This window comes from Streptomyces sp. NPDC048392 (genome assembly GCF_043200575.1).
GTDB lineage: Bacteria > Actinomycetota > Actinomycetes > Streptomycetales > Streptomycetaceae > Streptomyces.
Window position 1 is genome coordinate 1 of sequence record NZ_JBICYB010000008.1, and the last position, 16051, is coordinate 16051.

Consider the following 16051-nt stretch of genomic DNA (forward strand, 5'->3'; position numbering starts at 1 on the left):
TCGGCGTCGTCCTGCGTGGGACAGGCCACCCGGACGATCTGGCAGCCGGACGCCGTCAGCTCGGCGATCTGCTGGAGCGTCGCCCCGATGTCGGAGGTGCGGGTCGTGGTCATGGACTGCACCGACACGGGGGCGTCGCCGCCCACCGCCACGGGCCCGACCTGGATCTGCCGGCTCTTGCGGCGCTCCGCGAGCCTGGTCGGAACGTCCGGCATGCCGAGAGAAATCGCAGTCATCTGCTGTGCAACCCCAAGTCGTGGATCAAGGTCCGGTCCCGTTCAGCGGCGGGCTCCGGCCTTCGAGATTACGGCACGGACCTGGACGCCGGGCACACGGCGTACGGGAGATGCACCCTTTGGCGTCCAGTTGCCGGGCGGACGGAGTGAAGCCCGGCCCGGAGGGACATGCTCTCCGGATCGGGCTTCTCATCGGATCGTCCGGATGGTCCGCACATCAGGTGACGCGGGCGGTGGGCACGTCAGGTGATCCGGACCGGGTTGACGACGTCCGCCACCAGCACGAGCAGCGTGAAGCAGACGAAGACGCCCGCCACCACATAGGCCACCGGCATCAGCTTCGCCACGTCGAAGGGCCCGGGGTCGGGCCTGCGCAGCACCTTGGCCGCGCTGCGGCGCAGCGACTCCCACAGCGCGCCCGCGATGTGACCGCCGTCGAGCGGCAGCAGCGGAAGCATGTTGAACAGGAACAGGGAGAGGTTGAAGCCGGCCACCAGCATGACGAACATGGCGAGCTGCTGGGTGGGCGGTATGTCCAGGGTGGCGATCTCGCCGCCGACGCGGGCGGCACCGACGACGCCCATCGGGGAGTCGGCCTCGCGGGGGCCGTCGCCGAAGGCCGCGTCCCACAGGGCCGGGATCTTGGCGGGCAGCGCGGCGAGGGAGTCGACGGCGTCGCCGATCCGGTCGCCCATCCAGGTCACGGACTGGCCGAAGTCCTGTTTGACCACGCCGGTGGCGGCGCTGAAGCCGAGGAAGCCGGCGGTGACGTACTCGCCCTGGACGATCTGCCCGTCGGAGTCCTTCTTGGCGACCTTGTTGGTGGCGATGGTCGCGTGGAGGGTGATCTCCTCGCCCTTGCGCTCGACGACGATCGGCACGTCCTCGCCGGGGTTGGCGCGGATCAGGTCGGACAGCCGGTCCCAGTCGTCGGTCCGTACGCCGTCGAAGGCGATGATCTCGTCGCCCGCCCTGAGGCCCGCGGCCGCGGCCGGGGAGGCCGGGTCGGACCTGGTGCAGTCGTCGCGGTTCTCGGACTGCGAGATGACGCACCGGGAGACGGAGCTGACGGTGGTGGTCTGCTGCGAGATGCCGAAGCCCATCAGCACGGTGAGGAAGAGCACCACCGCGAGGACGAGGTTCATGAACGGGCCGGCGAACATCACGATGACGCGCTTCCACGGCTTGCGCGTGTAGAAGAGGCGCTTGTCGTCACCGGGCTGGAGTTCCTCGAAGGCGGCCGAGCGGGCGTCCTCGATCATGCCGCGCCAGGGCGAGGTGGAGCGGGCCTCCATACGGCCGTCGGGGCCGGGCGGGAACATGCCGATCATGCGGATGTAGCCGCCGAACGGGATGGCCTTGACGCCGTACTCGGTGTCGCCCTTCCTCTTCGAGAAGATCGTCGGCCCGAAGCCCACCATGTACTGCGGCACGCGGATGCCGAACAGCTTGGCCGTGGACAGGTGGCCCAGTTCGTGCCAGGCGATGGAGAACAGCAGGCCCACGGCGAAGAGGACTATGCCGAGGATGAACATCAGGGTCGTCATGCACGGGCCTCCGCCGTCTGTGCCGCCAGTTGCCGGGTCCGGGCGCGTGCCCAGGACTCCGCTTCGAGGACGTCCGCGACGGTGAGCGAGGTTCCCGTACCGGGGGTGCCGTGCTCCTCGACCACCCGCGTGACGGTCTCCATGATTCCGAGATACGGCAGCGCGCCGCAGCGGAACGCCTCGACGCACTCCTCATTGGCGGCATTGAACACCGCCGGGGCCGTGCCCGCGAGCTGTCCGACGTGCCGGGCCAGGTTCACCGAGGGGAAGGCCTCGTTGTCGAGAGGGAAGAACTCCCAGGTCGAGGCCTTGCTCCAGTCGAAGGAGGGGGCGGCGCCGGGAACGCGTTCGGGCCAGCCGAGGCCGATGGCGATGGGCCCGCCCATGTCGGGGGGCGTCGCCTGGGCCAGGGTCGATCCGTCCGTGAACTCAACCATCGAGTGGACATACGACTGGGGGTGCACGACCACCTCAATGCGGTCGAAGGGAATGTCGTAGAGCAGGTGGGCCTCGATCACCTCCAGGCCCTTGTTGACGAGGGTCGCGGAGTTGATCGTGATCACCGGGCCCATGGCCCAGGTGGGATGGGCGAGGGCCTCCTCGACGGTGACGCCGGCCAGCTGCTCCCTGGTACGCCCCCGGAACGGGCCGCCGGACGCGGTGACGACCAGTTTGCGCACGTCGGTGCGGGTGCCGGCGGCCAGTGCCTGGAAGAGCGCGGCGTGCTCGGAGTCGACCGGGATGATCTGGCCCGGCTTGGCCAGTGCCTTGACCAGCGGGCCGCCGACGATGAGCGACTCCTTGTTGGCGAGAGCGAGGGTGCGGCCCGCCTCCAGGGCGGCCAGGGTCGGCGCGAGTCCGATGGAGCCGGTGATGCCGTTGAGGACGGTGTGGCAGTCGGAGGCGGCGAGCCGCGTGGCCGCGTCCGGCCCGGCGAGGATCTCGGGGAGCGGCTCGCCCGTGCCGTACTGGGCGGTGAGCGCCTCCCGCAGCGCCGGTACGACGTCCTCGCGGGCGACGGCGACGGTCCGCGCCCTCAGCCGGTACGCCTGCTCGGCGAGGAGGGCGACCCTGCCGCCGTTGGCGGACACGGCGGTGACCCGGAAGCGGTCCGGGTTGCGCAGCACGAGGTCGATGGCCTGGGTCCCGATCGACCCGGTGGACCCGAGGATCACCACGTCCTTCGGGCCGTCGCCCGCCACCGGGTCGTAGACGAGGTGGGGGTCGGCGAGTGGGGCTGGACTGTCGCTCATCCCCCCATTGTGGCCGCAACGGCCCTCCGGGAGGACAGCGCGTCCCTCGCACGGGTGTCGGGGGCGCGGACCGGCGGCCCGCCGTCCCGCACGCGCGCCTGGGCACCGGCGACCGGCGCCCCGCTCGCGGCACCGCGCACCGACGGGGCGATCCCGTCCTGTCCGACGGGGCGGTCCCGTCCTGTCCGGCAGGGCGATCCAGGCGCGTCCGGCAGAGAGGGCCCGGCACTCCGCCCGGCAGCGCAACCGGGTACCACCCGGCAGAGCAACCGGCACACCCACCCGGCACCGTGCCCCGGACTCGCCGACAGGGCGGCCCGGGCGCACCCGACGGGGCGATCCCGTCCTGTCCGGCAGGGCGATCCAGGCGCGCCCGGCAGAGAGGGCCCCGCACTCCGCCCGGCAGCGCAACCGGGTACCACCCGGCAGAGCAACCGGCACACCCACCCGGCACCGTGCCCCGGACTCGCCGACAGGGCGGCCCGGGCGCACCCGACGGGGCGATCCGGTCCTGTCCGGCGGTGCGGTCCTGGCGCGCCCGGCCGGATCGCCCCGCCGGTCAGCCGATGCGGCGACGCGCGTTTTCCCGCCGGGCGGGGCCCGGTGCCGCGTCCGCGATCCAGGGGCCGTCGCCGGACGGGTCGACGACGCCCTGCTCCAGCCACTCGTAGGCGCCGCCCAGCACGCCCTTGACGACCTTGCGGTCGAGGTCGTCGGTGTTGGTCCACAGGCGGCCGAAGAGTTCCTCGACGCGGATGCGGGACTGGCGGCAGAAGGCGTCGGCGAGCTGGTAGGCCTCGCGGCCGTGCTCGTCCCTGGTCCGCAGGTGCTCGGCCCGCACGCAGGCGGCGCTCATCGCGAACAGCTCCGCACCGATGTCGACGATCCGGCCCAGGAAGCCCTGCTTGGTCTCCATCCGGCCCTGCCAGCGGGACATGGCGTAGAAGGTGGAGCGGGCGAGCTTGCGGGCGGTGCGTTCGACGTAGCGCAGGTGCCCGGACAGGTCCGGGTGGCCGGAAGGGTGGAAGTCGGCGTACGAGCGCGGGAGTTGGCCCGGCCCGGCGACCAGCTTCGGGAGCCACTTGGCGTAGAAGACGCCTGCCTGCGCGCCCGCCTTCGCCTTGTCGGACAGCGTCTTGTCGGGGTCGATCAGGTCGCCGGCGACGGAGAGGTGGGCGTCGACGGCCTCGCGCGCGATGAGCAGGTGCATGATCTCGGTGGAGCCCTCGAAGATCCGGTTGATGCGCAGGTCGCGCAGGATCTGCTCGGCGGGGACCGCGCGCTCGCCGCGGGCTTCGAGGGAGGCCGCGGTCTCGAAGCCCCGGCCGCCGCGGATCTGGACCAGTTCGTCGGCCATCAGGCAGGCCATCTCGGAGCCGTAGAGCTTGGCGAGGGCGGCCTCGATGCGGATGTCGTTGCGGTCCTCGTCGGCCATCTGGGAGGAGAGGTCCAGGACGGCCTCCAGGGCGAAGGTGGTCGCCGCGATGAAGGAGATCTTGGCGCCGACCGCCTCGTGCAGCGCGACCGGCTTGCCCCACTGCTCGCGCACCGCCGACCACTCGCGGGCGATCTTCAGGCACCACTTGCCGGCGCCGACGCACATGGCGGGCAGCGAGAGGCGGCCGGTGTTGAGGGTGGTGAGGGCGATCTTCAGGCCGGCGCCCTCGCGGCCGATGCGGTTGGCTGCCGGCACGCGCACCCGGTGGAAGCGGGTGACGCCGTTCTCCAGGCCGCGCAGGCCCATGAAGGCGTTGCGGTTCTCGACCGTGATGCCCTCGGAGTCGGCCTCCACGACGAAGGCGGTGATGCCGCCCTTGCGGTCCTCGGTCTTCGGGACGCGGGCCATGACGACGAGGAGGTCGGCGACGACGCCGTTGGTCGTCCAGAGCTTCACCCCGTCGAGGACGTAGTCGTCCCCGTCCGGTACCGCGGTGGTGGCCAGCCGGGCCGGGTCGGAACCGACGTCCGGCTCGGTCAGCAGGAACGCCGAGATGTCGGTGCGGGCGCAGCGCGGCAGGAAGGTGTCCTTCTGCTCCTGGGTGCCGAACATCTTCAGCGGCTGGGGCACGCCGATCGACTGGTGGGCGGAGAGCAGTGCGCCGATCGCGGGGTTCGCCGATCCGGCCAGAGCGAGGGACTTGTTGTAGTAGACCTGGGTCAGGCCCAGGCCGCCGTACTTCGTGTCGATCTTCATGCCGAAGGCGCCCAGCTCCTTCAGCCCGGTGATCACGTCGTCGGGGATCCGTGCGTCGCGCTCGATCACGGCCCCGTCGATCTTCGTCTCGCAGAAGTCGCGCAGTTTGGCGAGGAACTCCTCACCGCGCTGCACGTCCTCGTCGGCCGGGAGCGGGTGGGGGTGGAGGAGGTCGAGGCGGAAGCGGCCGAGGAACAGTTCCTTGGCGAAGCTGGGCTTGCGCCAGTCCTGTTCCCGGGCCGCCTCCGCGACCTGACGGGCCTCACGTTCGGTGACGGTGGGTCGGGAGGAGGGGGTGGTTGGTGCGGACATGAGGCTCACCTCGCCGCGAATCGGCATCGGGGGAAGGTACGGTCCGAACGATCGCGGTGGTGCGTTCCGCGCGAACGAGCGGACGTACGTTACTAGTCGGTGCTACCCGATCGTATGTACCCGATCCGGGGCGACCCCACCACCCTTCGTGCGGCCGTTCGGCCGATGGCCCGGCGGGAGGCGGGGAGAGGAAGAGACAGGAAGGGGCGCGGAGAAAGGCGTCGAAGCGCTTCGACGTGCCCTGGACACTCATGCCTGCCGAGGCTACTGTCGGACCACCCTCACCTGCCATTGTCCACCCTGCGCTCTGTCGAAGCGCTTCACTTAGCTTGGAGAGCCGGATGGTCACCCTCGCGGAGGTCGCCCAGCACGCCGGAGTCTCGGCGAGCACCGTGAGCTATGTCCTCAGTGGCAAGCGGTCCATCTCCACCACCACCAGGCAGCGGGTCGAGGAGAGCATCAGGAAGCTCGGCTACCACCCGAACGCCGGCGCCCGCGCACTGGCCAGCAGCAGGTCGAACATCATCGCCCTCATGATCCCACTGCGCACCGACATGTACGTGCCGGTGATGATGGAGATCGCCATCGCGGTGGCGACCAGTGCGCGCACCCACGGGTACGACATCCTGCTGCTCACCGGGGAAGAAGGTCCCGACGCGGTACGCCGGGTCACCGGCAGCGGGCTCGCCGACGCCATGATCCTCATGGACGTCGAACTCGACGACGAGCGGCTGCCCCTGCTGCGCGGCACCGACCAGCCGTCCGTACTGATCGGCCTGCCCGCCGACACCACCGGGCTCACCTGCGTCGACCTCGACTTCCGGGCGACCGGCGCGCTGTGCGTGGAGCACCTGGCGGAGCTGGGACACCGCGACATCGCCGTCATCGGCGAGGCACCCGCGGTCTACGAGCGGCACACCGGCTTCGCCGAGCGCACCCTCGACGGTCTGCGCACCCGCGCGCGGGAACTGGAGCTGCGGCTGCTGCACCGGCCCTGCGAGGGCGGGTACGACGCGATGGCCGCGACCCTGGCCCGGGTCTTCGACGAGCGTCCGGACACGACCGGGTTCGTGGTCCAGAACGAGTCGGCGGTGGAGCCGTTGCTCGCCCTGCTGCGCCAGCAGGGCCGGGCCGTGCCGGAGGACGTGTCGGTGGTCGCGGTCTGTCCCGAGCAGGTCGCCGTCCAGGCCTCGGTACGGCTCACCTCGGTCGCGCTGCCCGCCCAGGAGATGGGCCGGCACGCCGTGGAGCAGCTGCTCGCCAAGCTCGACGGCCGCGGGAGCGACGAGGTCGTGCTGCTCGCGCCGGAGCTGACCGTCCGGGCCAGCTCGGGCCCGGCGCCCGTCCGGCCGTAACACCGCCCGGTCCCGCTGTTCTGCGGGACGGGACGGGACGCGGCTGCCGGTCGCGGAGGAGGCGGGAGGGGCCGGGCGGGACCGGCCCCTCGGCGTGGCGCGGTGGGTCAGCCGCCGCTGACCGTCAGGTGGTTGGTGCGGAAGTCCAGACCCCCGGGCGACGAGGTGACCTCGTAGCCGAACTGCACGTCACCGATGGTCTCGTTGCCCATCCAGCCCTTGGTGTCCTTGATCCACTTCAGGATCGGCAGGATGTCGACCGTGCCCGAGTTCGAGTCCGAGGTGCGCAGGAACGAGAAGACCTCGTTGGCGCCGTTGTTCCCCTTGTAGACGTTCCAGGAGTGGCCGCCGAGGCGGACGGTTCCCTGCGAGGTGCCGAGCGGGCCGACGGCTCCGTTGTGGTTGACCCACAGCATGATCTCGTAGTCGTAGTCCGTGTCCCAGATGTCGTACGACGTGTTGTACGCGCCGGAGGACGGGACCGTGACGTTGTAGCTGCTGCCGAGGGAACCGAGGGAGGTGATCGGCTTGTTGATCACCTTCTTGGCGTTCGGGTAGGACTTGATGCCGCCCGTGCCCGGGTGGTCGGCCCAGACGCCCCAGTTGGTGCCGGAGTTGGCCCAGACGCACTGGCCGCCGGCTCCGGAGCCCCAGATGTTGTTGTAGAGGGTGTAGCCGTTCAGGCTCGTGTTGCCCCACTGGTCGCAGGAGTTCCAGACGGCGGCCTGGGCGGGGGCGGAGGCGAGTCCGACGGTGGCGCCGAGCGCGAGGGCCGGGGCGAGGAGGGCGGTCAGGGTGCGGATGCGTGGTGCCATGGGGTTTCCTTCCATGGGTGGGGGGAGTTGCGGTGCCGCTGCCGCGCCGTGACGCTGATGACGCGGTCCTCTCCGGCGACCAGGTCGAGCGGTTCGGCGCCGGAGGAGGTCCTGAGTTCGATGCGGTGGGTGCGGCCGGGGCGCAGGACGGCCGTCGCGTGGCCGTCGGGGGCCCAGGTGAGGTCGACCCGGGCCCCGAAGCGGGTGCACACGCCCCTGAGTTCGCCCTCGGGGCAGGACTCCGGGAGCGCGGGCAGCAGGACCAGCCGGTCGGGCGTGGACTGCACCAGCATCTCGACGAGCACCGCCGGGAGGGCGTGTGCGGCGTCCGCGTTGTAGACGTCGCGGTGGGGGTAGTGCGCGCTCATCAGGGACGCGTGGAAGTAGTCGCCGTCGAGCACCTGGCCCAGGGCATGGGCGACCCGGGCGCCGTCCCGGAGGCGGGCCGCGACCAGGGCGTGGTGCAGGTGGCCGTGGGCGGAGTCGTTCTCGGCGCCGCGCAGTGCGAGGGCGCGGTGGGCGGCCCCGGCGAGTACGGGGGTGTCGTACGGGTTGATCTCGTCGAGCGGCCAGACGCCGTAGAGGTGGCTGAGGTGGCGGTGGTCGTAGGTGTCCGCGAGGTCCGGCCGCGCCCACTCCGCGAGGGCGCCGTCGGCGTTGACGCGGTGCGATGGGAGGCGTTCGGCCAGGGCCCGCCAGCGGTGGGCGTGCTCGGGGTGGCGGTCGGCGGCGGTCAGCAGGGCGTGCCGGGCGGCGGAGAGGTCCATGGCCGCGTCGAGTGCGCCCCAGCTCGCGTTGGCCGGGCGGTTCTCCGGCGAGTAGGAGGGGACGACGACCAGGTGTCCGTCGGCGTCGGTCCGGGTGAGGAAGTCCTCGTAGAACAGGGCCGTTTCGGCGAGCGCGGCGGTGGTGCGGGGGTCACGGGTGCCGTGTGTCTCGTCGTGGTCGACGAGGGGCTTGAGCAGCCAGTCGGCGCCCGCGGTCCACAGGTGCAGGGGGTACTCGCGGCTGAAGTGGTAAGTGTGCCCGGTCACGCCGTCGGTGTGCGCGGGGGCGACGACGCCGCGGGTACCGAAGAGCGCGCGGGCGTTGTCCCGCCAGTCGGGGAGCTGCCGGTGGACCAGCGCGGCATGCGCCTCGGTGACCTCGGGGAGGGCGGCAGCGGCGGCGGACGCGGTCTGGAGGTTGAGGTTGGCGTTGGTGGTGAAGGCGCCGGACCAGGCGGTGTTCCAGTCGCCGGTCCACAGGCCGGTCAGGCGGGGCGGGAACAGGCCGCTCGCCGACAGCAGATGGTAGCGGCCGGCGGCGAAGAGCCGTTCCAGCAGGGCCGTGCTCCGGGGGCGTGCGAGCAGTTCCGAGCCCGGCAGGGCGCGCTCGGCGGGATCGGCCGCGAGGTCGAGGGTGACGCGGCCGTAGGCGGTGCGGTGCGGGGCGAGGTGGCGGCCGAGGAGTGTGTCGTACGACGCCCCGTCCGGCAGCAGGGCGCGCAGGGCGCGGCCCTCGGCGACCACGTCCAGTTCGCCCGTGTGCCGCCGCACCCGGGTCAGGACCAGCACCTCGGTGGCGTCCTCGACGAGCACGCCGGGCGGCACGAGTCTCGTGGTGCCGCCGGTGACGGCGATCAGGGTGACGCCCGTGTACGCCAGGTCGCTGCCGGGATATCGGGCGCGCAGGCTGAGCAGGGCGCCCTCGGGGACGAGGACGGCGCCGTGGCCGACGCCCAGCCCGGCGGGGGCGCCGGGGAGGTGGGGGTCGAGGGACAGGTCGAGGGTGAGGTGCGGGGCGGTGACCTGCTGGACGATCACGTCGTCGGCGCGGGAGACGAAGACCCGGCTGGTCCAGTCGGCGCGGGAGGCCGTCGCCTCGCCGGTGGTGAAGTCGACCGAGCGGCGGTAGGGGGCGCGGGGGTGGCCGGACGGCCTGTTCAGGCGGAGCTGGAAGGCCGGATGGAAGGGGCGTACCCAGCGCAGCGGGCGGCCGTCGGTGAAGGCCTCGGCGGCGGTGGCGTCGCCGGCCAGCAGGCGGTCCCGGAGGGCGGGGAGCCCGGCGGCGAGCTCGGGCGGACGGCGGTGCTCGTCGTCGCCGTCCGGGCGGACCAGGGTGTGATGGGTGACGACGACCCGGTCAGCGTCCGGATCACCGAACACGAGGGCGCCGTGGTGGCCGTTGCCGCTCAGGAAGGCGTCCTCCCAGCGGGTGGCGGGCTCCGCCTCCCAGGTGCCGTGCACGGGCCCGCCGGACAGGGGTGTACCGGTCATGAGGTCCGCTCCGGTTCCGCCTGGGTGAGGACCGCCACGCCGTGGCGGCCGAGGGTGACGCGGTCGGTGACGGTCGCGTCGGTGAGCAGGTCACGGTGGGTGCCCGGGACGTCGACGGCGACCGGGTCACGGCCGTGGTGGAGGAGGAACAGCAGGTCGCCGCGGCGTACGGCCTCGACGTCGGCCGGGAGTCCGTCGAGCGCCGGGCGGGCACCGGCACCGGCGGCGGCCCGGGTGAGCAGGTCGCGCAGCGCCGCCGGCTCGGGAAGGGTGGAGAGGTACCAGGCGCGGCCCTTGCGCAGCACGGCCGGAAGTCCGTCCAGCTCGCCGCCCTTGTACGGGATGGTCTCGTCGGCGGTGCCGTCGGGTTCGATCTCCTCCGACCACAGGGTGCCGCGGAAGCCGTCGCAGTCGGCGGTCTCGTCCGCCTCCAGGGGCCACCACTCGTGCAGGGTGCGGATGCCGAACAGCTCCCGCAGCCGTGCGTCCATGCCGCCGGGCCGCACGCGGTCGTCCATGTCGGCGACGCCGGTGAGGAAGCCGCAGACGAGGGTGCCGCCGCCGCGGACATAGGCGAGGAGGCGCTCGACCGCCGCGTCGGAGAGCGCGTAGAGCTGCGGGACGACGACGGCCTTGTACGGGGCGAGGTCGTGCTCCGGGTGGGCGAAGTCGGTGGTGAGGTGGGCCTGCCACAGTGCGCGGTGCCAGGCACGCAGGACGTCCGCGTGGTCGACGCGGTGGGAGGGGCGGGCCTCCTGGGCGGCGGCCCACCAGGAGTGCCAGTCGTGCAGGACGGCGACGTCGGCCTCGACCGTGCGGTCCGCCGCGTACGGGCCGAGCCTGGCGAGGTCGGCGCCCAGCTGGACGACCTCCTGGTACGTACGCCCCCGCTCCCCCGCGTGGGAGACCATCCCGGAGTGGAACTTCTCGGCGCCCTGCCTCGACTGGCGCCACTGGAAGTAGCAGACGGCGTCGGCACCGCGGGCCACGGCCTGGAGGGACCACAGGCGGTTGAGCCCGCGGGGCTTGGGGTGGTTCACGCCGCGCCAGTTGACGGGTCCGGCCGCCTGTTCCATGAGCATCCACGGGCCGCGTGCCTGGGAACGGGTCATGTCCTGGACGAGGGCACCCTCCTGGGCGCCGAACGGATCGCGCGGGTCGGGGTAGAGGTCGACGGAGACGACGTCCTCCTCCTCGGCCCAGCGCCAGGCGTCCTGGCCCGGCCACAGCGGCATGAAGTTGGTGGTGACCGGGATGTGCGGGGTGTGGCGGCGGACGATGTCGCGCTCGGCGGCGTAGCACTCCAGGAGCATGTCGGAGGTGAAGCGCCGGAAGTCCAGGACCTGGGTGGGGTTCCTCAGGTAGTGGGCGTGGCGGGGTGGCGCGACCTCCGCCCAGTCGCCGTAGCCCTGGCTCCAGAAGGCGGTGCCCCAGGCGGTGTTCAGGGCGCCGAGGGTGCCGTACCGCTCCCGGAGCCAGCGGCGGAAGCGGGTGGCGGCCTCGTCGCCGTAGTCGTAGGTGCAGTACTCGTTGTTGACGTGCCACAGGGTGAGGGCGGGGTGGTCGGCGTAGCGCGCGGCGAGGGCCTCGGTGACGGCGGCGGCGTGGCGGCGGTAGGTGCTGCTGGAGTGCGAGAAGTGCTGCCGGCCGCCCCACCACTCGGTGCGGCCGTCCGCGTCGCGGGGCAGGGTGTCGGGGTGCAGGTGGCCCAGCCAGGGCGGGGGTGAGGCGGTGGGGGTGGCGAGGACGACGCCCACGCCGCCCTCGTGCAGCAGGTCCATGAGGCGGTCGAGCCAGGCGAAGTCGTACGCGCCGGGGCGGGGTTCGAGCTTCGACCAGGAGAAGACACCGAGGGTGACGGAGTTGACTCCGGCGGCCCTCATCAGGCGGACGTCCTCGGGCCAGGTTTCCTCGGGCCACTGCTCGGGGTTGTAGTCGCCGCCGTAGAGGATGCGGTGGCGGGTGGCGTCCGACAGGTTCGGCATCAGCCCTTCACCGCCCCCGTGAGCATCCCCTTCCTGAAGTGGCGCTGGACGAACGGCGACAGGACGGCGACCGGCAGCAGGGCCATGACCATCACGGCCATCTGGACGGCCAGGCCGGACAGTTGACCGGTCTTGATGGCCTGGCCGAGGCCGACCGGGGCCTCCTGCTTCTGTACGAGCTGGATCATGACGTTCTGCAGGGGCAGCATGTCCTGGTCGTTCAGGTACAGGGAGGCGTTGAACCAGGCGCTCCAGTAGCCGACGGCGTAGAACAGCGTGATCACCGCGACGACCGCACGGGAGAGCGGCAGGACGATCTGCCACAGGATGCGCAGGTCCCCCGCGCCGTCGATGCGGGCGCTGTCGATGAGCTCCTGCGAGATGCCCATGAAGAAGCCGCGCAGTACCAGGATGTTGAAGACGCTGACGGCGCTGGGCAGGATCAGCGCGAGGTAGCTGTCGGTCAGCCCGAGGGACTGCACCAGCAGGTAGGTGGGGATGAGGCCCGCGCTGAAGAACATCGTGGCCAGCAGCACCATCAGGATCCAGCGGTGGCCCAGCGAGCCGCTGCGGGAGAGCCCGTAGGCGCACAGCACCGACACCGCCATCGAGAACAGGGTGCCGGCGAGGGTGACGCCGATGCTGACGAGCGCGGCGCGGGTGACCTGGCCGCCGCTGAGGAGCTCCTGGTAGGCGACGAAGGTGATGTCCTTCGGGATCATCACCAGGCCGCCGGCCTCGTCGATGCTTCTGCGGGAGGACAGGCTGGTGACGACGACGATCCACAGCGGGAACAGGATGCCCAGGCAGGCCAGGAGGAGCACGAGTCCCTTGGCGGCGAGTCCGGCCCGGCCGGGCCTCTCCTCCCACACCGGCCGGGGCGGGGCCGTCCACCGGCCGGGCGTGCGCGCGGGTTTGTCGACGACCGCGGTCGTGGCGGTCGCTTCCGGTACGGCGGTCACTTCTTGTACACCCCCTGCTCGCCCATGAGGTGGGCCACCTTGTTCGCCACCAGGACCAGACCGAGACTGATGACGCCCTTGACGAGACCCGCGGCGGCCGCGTAGCCGAAGTCCTGGTTGCGCACGCCGTTCCACCACACGAAGGTGTCGAGGACCTCCGCGGCTCCCGGCCCGACGGCGTCGCGTTGCAGCAGGATCTGTTCGAAGCCGACCGTCAGGGCGTCGCCGACGCGCAGCACCAGCAGCAGGGCGATCACGGGGCGCAGCGCGGGCAGGGTGACGTGCCACATGCGGCGCCAGCGGTTCGCGCCGTCCATCGCGGCGGCCTCGTACAGGTCGGGGCTGACCGAGGCGAGGGCGGCGAGGAAGACGATGATCCCCCAGCCCGCGTCCTTCCACACGCTCTGCGCGGTGACCAGGAACTTGAAGGTGTCCGGGTCGGTCATGAGGCTGAGCCCGTCGTACCCGTGGTCGCGCAGCAGCTGGGACAGCAGCCCGGCCCCGCCGAGCAGTTGCTGGAAGACGGCGATGACCAGCACCCACGAGAAGAAGTGCGGCAGATAGAGGATGGCCTGCGAGATCGCCCGCACCCGGGGCCTGACCACGCTGTTGATGAGCAGCGCGAGCGCGACGGGGATCGGGAAGTACAGCACGAGCTGGAGCAGGAAGAGCACGAGCGTGTTCCGCACGGAGTTCCAGAAGGCGGAATCCTCGAAGATCCGCTGGAAGTTCTCCGGGCCCACCCAGGGGCTGTGCAGGATGGAGACGATCCCGTTGTCGCTGATGTAGGGGTCGTACTCCTGGAAGGCGACGACGTTGCCGAGGATCGGTACGTAGTTGAAGAGCAGCACCAGCAGCACGGCCGGCAGCGTCATCAGCAGCAGTACGCGGTCACGCCGCAGCCGCAGCCGCAGGCCGGCTCTGCCCGGGTGCGGCCTTCCTCCGCGGGGGCCGGCGGCGTCGCCGGACGCCACCGGGGTGTTCTTCGTCGCATCGGCCTCGGCCCTGGTCCGAGGCACCGTGCTGTGGGACACGGCGGTTCTCCTTGCCTCGGTACCGGTCAGCTCGCCGCCGTGCCGTTCTCGTCGAGGATCTTCTGGTACCAGTCGCGGAGCTCGTTCCCGCCCTTGCTCTTCCAGTCCGAGACGGCCTGCTGCATGTCGCCGATCCTCTTGCGGCCGCGGACGATGTCGTCCTCCAGCTGCTCGAAGTCGTTGGCGAGGTTGGTGTAGCGGGCGGGCTCGGTGATCTGCATGCCGTAGAAGGCGGGCTTCCTGGTGACGGCGCCCATCCGCTGCTGCCACTCGACCTGGCCCTTGGCGACCTCGGGGAAGTCGGGGTGGGCGATGGTGGCGGCGGGGCTCGCCACCATCACGAACGCGTTCATCACGTCGATGTTGCCCTGCTCGGTCTTGGTGGGCACGCCGTCCCTGACGGTGTAGTGAGTGCCCTCCACGCCGTAGTTGGTGGCCATGTACTCCTTGGTGCCGTACGGCGCGGCGGTGACGTTGGCGACGGCCAGCACGTCGCGGATCACGGACTCGGACGCCTTCTTGTTGACGAAGGCGAAGATGCTCGCCGGGTTCTGCGCCCACAGGGTGGGGTCGCCGCCGTCGTGGCCGAAGATGTCCATGCCCCAGATCCTGAACTCGGGATTCTGTGCCGCCTGTTCGGCGGTACGGCTCCACCACTGCGAGGTGTCTTGGTTGTAGATGAGGAACTCGCCGGCCGCGAACTTGGGGCCCGGGTCGGCGGCGTTGCTCTTGCCCAGCTCGGCGTCGGGGTGGACGACGCCTGCGGCGAACAGCTTGCGCGTCCACTCCAGGGCCTCGAGGTACTCGTCGGTCTCGATGCGATGGACCAGCTTGCCGTCCACCTCGTTCCAGCCGAGCGACTTCTCGTTGCCGGAGAGCACGCCGAAGGCGTTGAAGGCGGTCCACTTCATGTCCAGGCAGGCCCAGCGCTTGGCCCTGGCATTGGTGGCCTCCTTGGCCAGCGCCATGAACGCGTCGCAGGACCGCGGGACCTCGTAACCCTCCTTCTCGAAGATGTCCTGCCGGTACAGGGGCACGATGCCGGTCACGTAGGAGGACGGCATCGGCAGGCCGCGGAGCTTGCCGCCGAAGATGGACCGCCGCCAGGCGTCGGTGGGGATCGCGGCGAGGTTCGGATACTCCTTGACCGCGTCGCCGGAGAGGTAGGGGCCGAGGTCGGCGAACTTGCCGATGACGGCGCTGGGGATCTTCCCCGTCATGTTCCAGCCGGGCACGACCACCACGTCGGGCACCTCGCTGGAGGCGAGGACCGCGCCGAGCTTCTGGTCGTAGGTGTTGCCGTCCTGGTTCTGCCACGACACGTCGACGCCGATGAGGTCGTTCATCGCCCGGTAGTAGGCGTTGTCCTCCTTGGGCGGCGAGCCCCAGAACGGCGACATGACGGTGACCTCGCCGCCCTTGCCGAGCTTCTCCGGCACCGAGGTCTTCAGGTCCGCGAGGTCGAGCCTGCTCGTGAAGCCGACCGCGGAGCCGTTCCTGCTCGGGATGTCGGGGGTGACCACGTTGCCCGCCACGTACGCCGGCAGCAGCTTCCCGGCGTCCTTGCCGGACGTGGTGCCCTCCCGCGAACCGCCGTCGGATCCGCCGCAGGCGGAGAGCAGCGGCATCCCTCCCGCCACCGCTGCGGTGGCGGCCGCCGTGGAGGCGAGGAACTTTCTCCGGCTGGGGCCGGAGGCGGCGTTCGGCGTCATTGCGTCAACCCTTCGTGGCGCACCAGGACACCCCGGCGGTGGCCGTCGGCCGCGGTGTCTCGAGTGGAACTGGCTGAGCCGAAGCGGTCCTCGGAGGAGTGCCCGGTCCTCGTCGCACCTCAGGTGCGTTTCCGGGTGGGAGCCTCGCAGTCGAAGCGCTTCGAAGTTGCTGCGAGGTTAAGTGAACGCCTGGGGGTGCACAAGGGTCGATTCCATAATTCCTCCGAGGTATCGAGAGAACGAGACCGACCGAACACCTACATGTGGTATCTGGGTTGTAACGAGAAGTCGGAGGTGGTGCGGACAAGTGGCTTGACACCCGTCCCTGCGACGATTGAGCATCGAAGCGCTTCGAAAGCGCCCGGCCGCTCCAATGCAAGGGGGACCC

Annotated in this window: 11 protein-coding genes; 1 reads left to right on the forward strand and 10 read right to left on the reverse strand. The window is 71.2% G+C overall.

Translation table 11 applies throughout. The features are described from left to right. The 4 genes from ACGFYH_RS13845 to ACGFYH_RS13860 all read right to left on the reverse strand — a co-directional run. Positions 1 to 236 (reverse strand): flavodoxin-dependent (E)-4-hydroxy-3-methylbut-2-enyl-diphosphate synthase (locus ACGFYH_RS13845; RefSeq protein WP_354871447.1); only part of this gene is annotated, 236 nt, incomplete at its 3' end. 242 nt (positions 237 to 478) lie between these two features. Then, a complete protein-coding gene (locus ACGFYH_RS13850; protein ID WP_393803532.1) occupies positions 479 to 1771 on the reverse strand; it encodes a M50 family metallopeptidase in 1293 nt (430 codons plus the stop codon). Between the two features lie 8 nt (positions 1772 to 1779). After that, on the reverse strand, positions 1780 to 3036 hold the full coding sequence (dxr, locus tag ACGFYH_RS13855; RefSeq protein ID WP_393803348.1) for a 1-deoxy-D-xylulose-5-phosphate reductoisomerase: 1257 nt from the start codon (positions 3034 to 3036) through the stop codon (positions 1780 to 1782). Between the two features lie 559 nt (positions 3037 to 3595). Continuing rightward, positions 3596 to 5542 carry an acyl-CoA dehydrogenase family protein gene (locus ACGFYH_RS13860; RefSeq protein ID WP_393803349.1) on the reverse strand — a complete coding sequence of 649 codons (1947 nt, stop codon included), beginning with the start codon at positions 5540 to 5542 and terminating at the stop codon, positions 3596 to 3598. 341 nt (positions 5543 to 5883) lie between these two features. Between ACGFYH_RS13860 and ACGFYH_RS13865 the strand changes: the two genes are divergently transcribed. After that, a complete protein-coding gene (locus ACGFYH_RS13865) occupies positions 5884 to 6897 on the forward strand; it encodes a LacI family DNA-binding transcriptional regulator (RefSeq protein WP_393803350.1) in 1014 nt (337 codons plus the stop codon). Between the two features lie 107 nt (positions 6898 to 7004). On the opposite strand, the gene ACGFYH_RS13870 is transcribed toward ACGFYH_RS13865, so the two are convergent. Genes ACGFYH_RS13870 through ACGFYH_RS13895 form a run of 6 tightly spaced genes read right to left on the reverse strand, consistent with a single transcriptional unit; the run spans position 7005 to position 15663 of the window. Beyond that, entirely contained in the window at positions 7005 to 7712 is a 708-nt protein-coding gene (locus ACGFYH_RS13870; RefSeq protein ID WP_393803351.1) for a hypothetical protein, read from the reverse strand. Beyond that, positions 7688 to 9970 carry a glycoside hydrolase N-terminal domain-containing protein gene (locus ACGFYH_RS13875; RefSeq protein WP_393803352.1) on the reverse strand — a complete coding sequence of 761 codons (2283 nt, stop codon included), beginning with the start codon at positions 9968 to 9970 and terminating at the stop codon, positions 7688 to 7690. Before ACGFYH_RS13875 ends, ACGFYH_RS13870 begins: the two co-directional genes overlap by 25 nt. Further along, positions 9967 to 11955 (reverse strand): beta-galactosidase, encoded by a 1989-nt coding sequence (locus ACGFYH_RS13880; RefSeq protein WP_393803353.1) that lies wholly within the window; start codon positions 11953 to 11955, stop codon positions 9967 to 9969. The genes ACGFYH_RS13875 and ACGFYH_RS13880 overlap by 4 nt, the downstream gene beginning before the upstream one ends. After that, the gene (locus tag ACGFYH_RS13885) at positions 11955 to 12917 is read right to left on the reverse strand and encodes a carbohydrate ABC transporter permease (RefSeq protein WP_393803354.1); all 963 of its coding nucleotides are present in this window, start codon (positions 12915 to 12917) and stop codon (positions 11955 to 11957) included. Before ACGFYH_RS13885 ends, ACGFYH_RS13880 begins: the two co-directional genes overlap by 1 nt. After that, on the reverse strand, positions 12914 to 13951 hold the full coding sequence (locus ACGFYH_RS13890; protein WP_393803355.1) for an ABC transporter permease: 1038 nt from the start codon (positions 13949 to 13951) through the stop codon (positions 12914 to 12916). The genes ACGFYH_RS13885 and ACGFYH_RS13890 overlap by 4 nt, the downstream gene beginning before the upstream one ends. A gap of 26 nt (positions 13952 to 13977) precedes the next feature. Further along, complete coding sequence (locus ACGFYH_RS13895) at positions 13978 to 15663, reverse strand: extracellular solute-binding protein (RefSeq protein WP_393803356.1); 1686 nt, start codon at positions 15661 to 15663, stop codon at positions 13978 to 13980. Positions 15664 to 16051 lie beyond the last annotated feature (388 nt).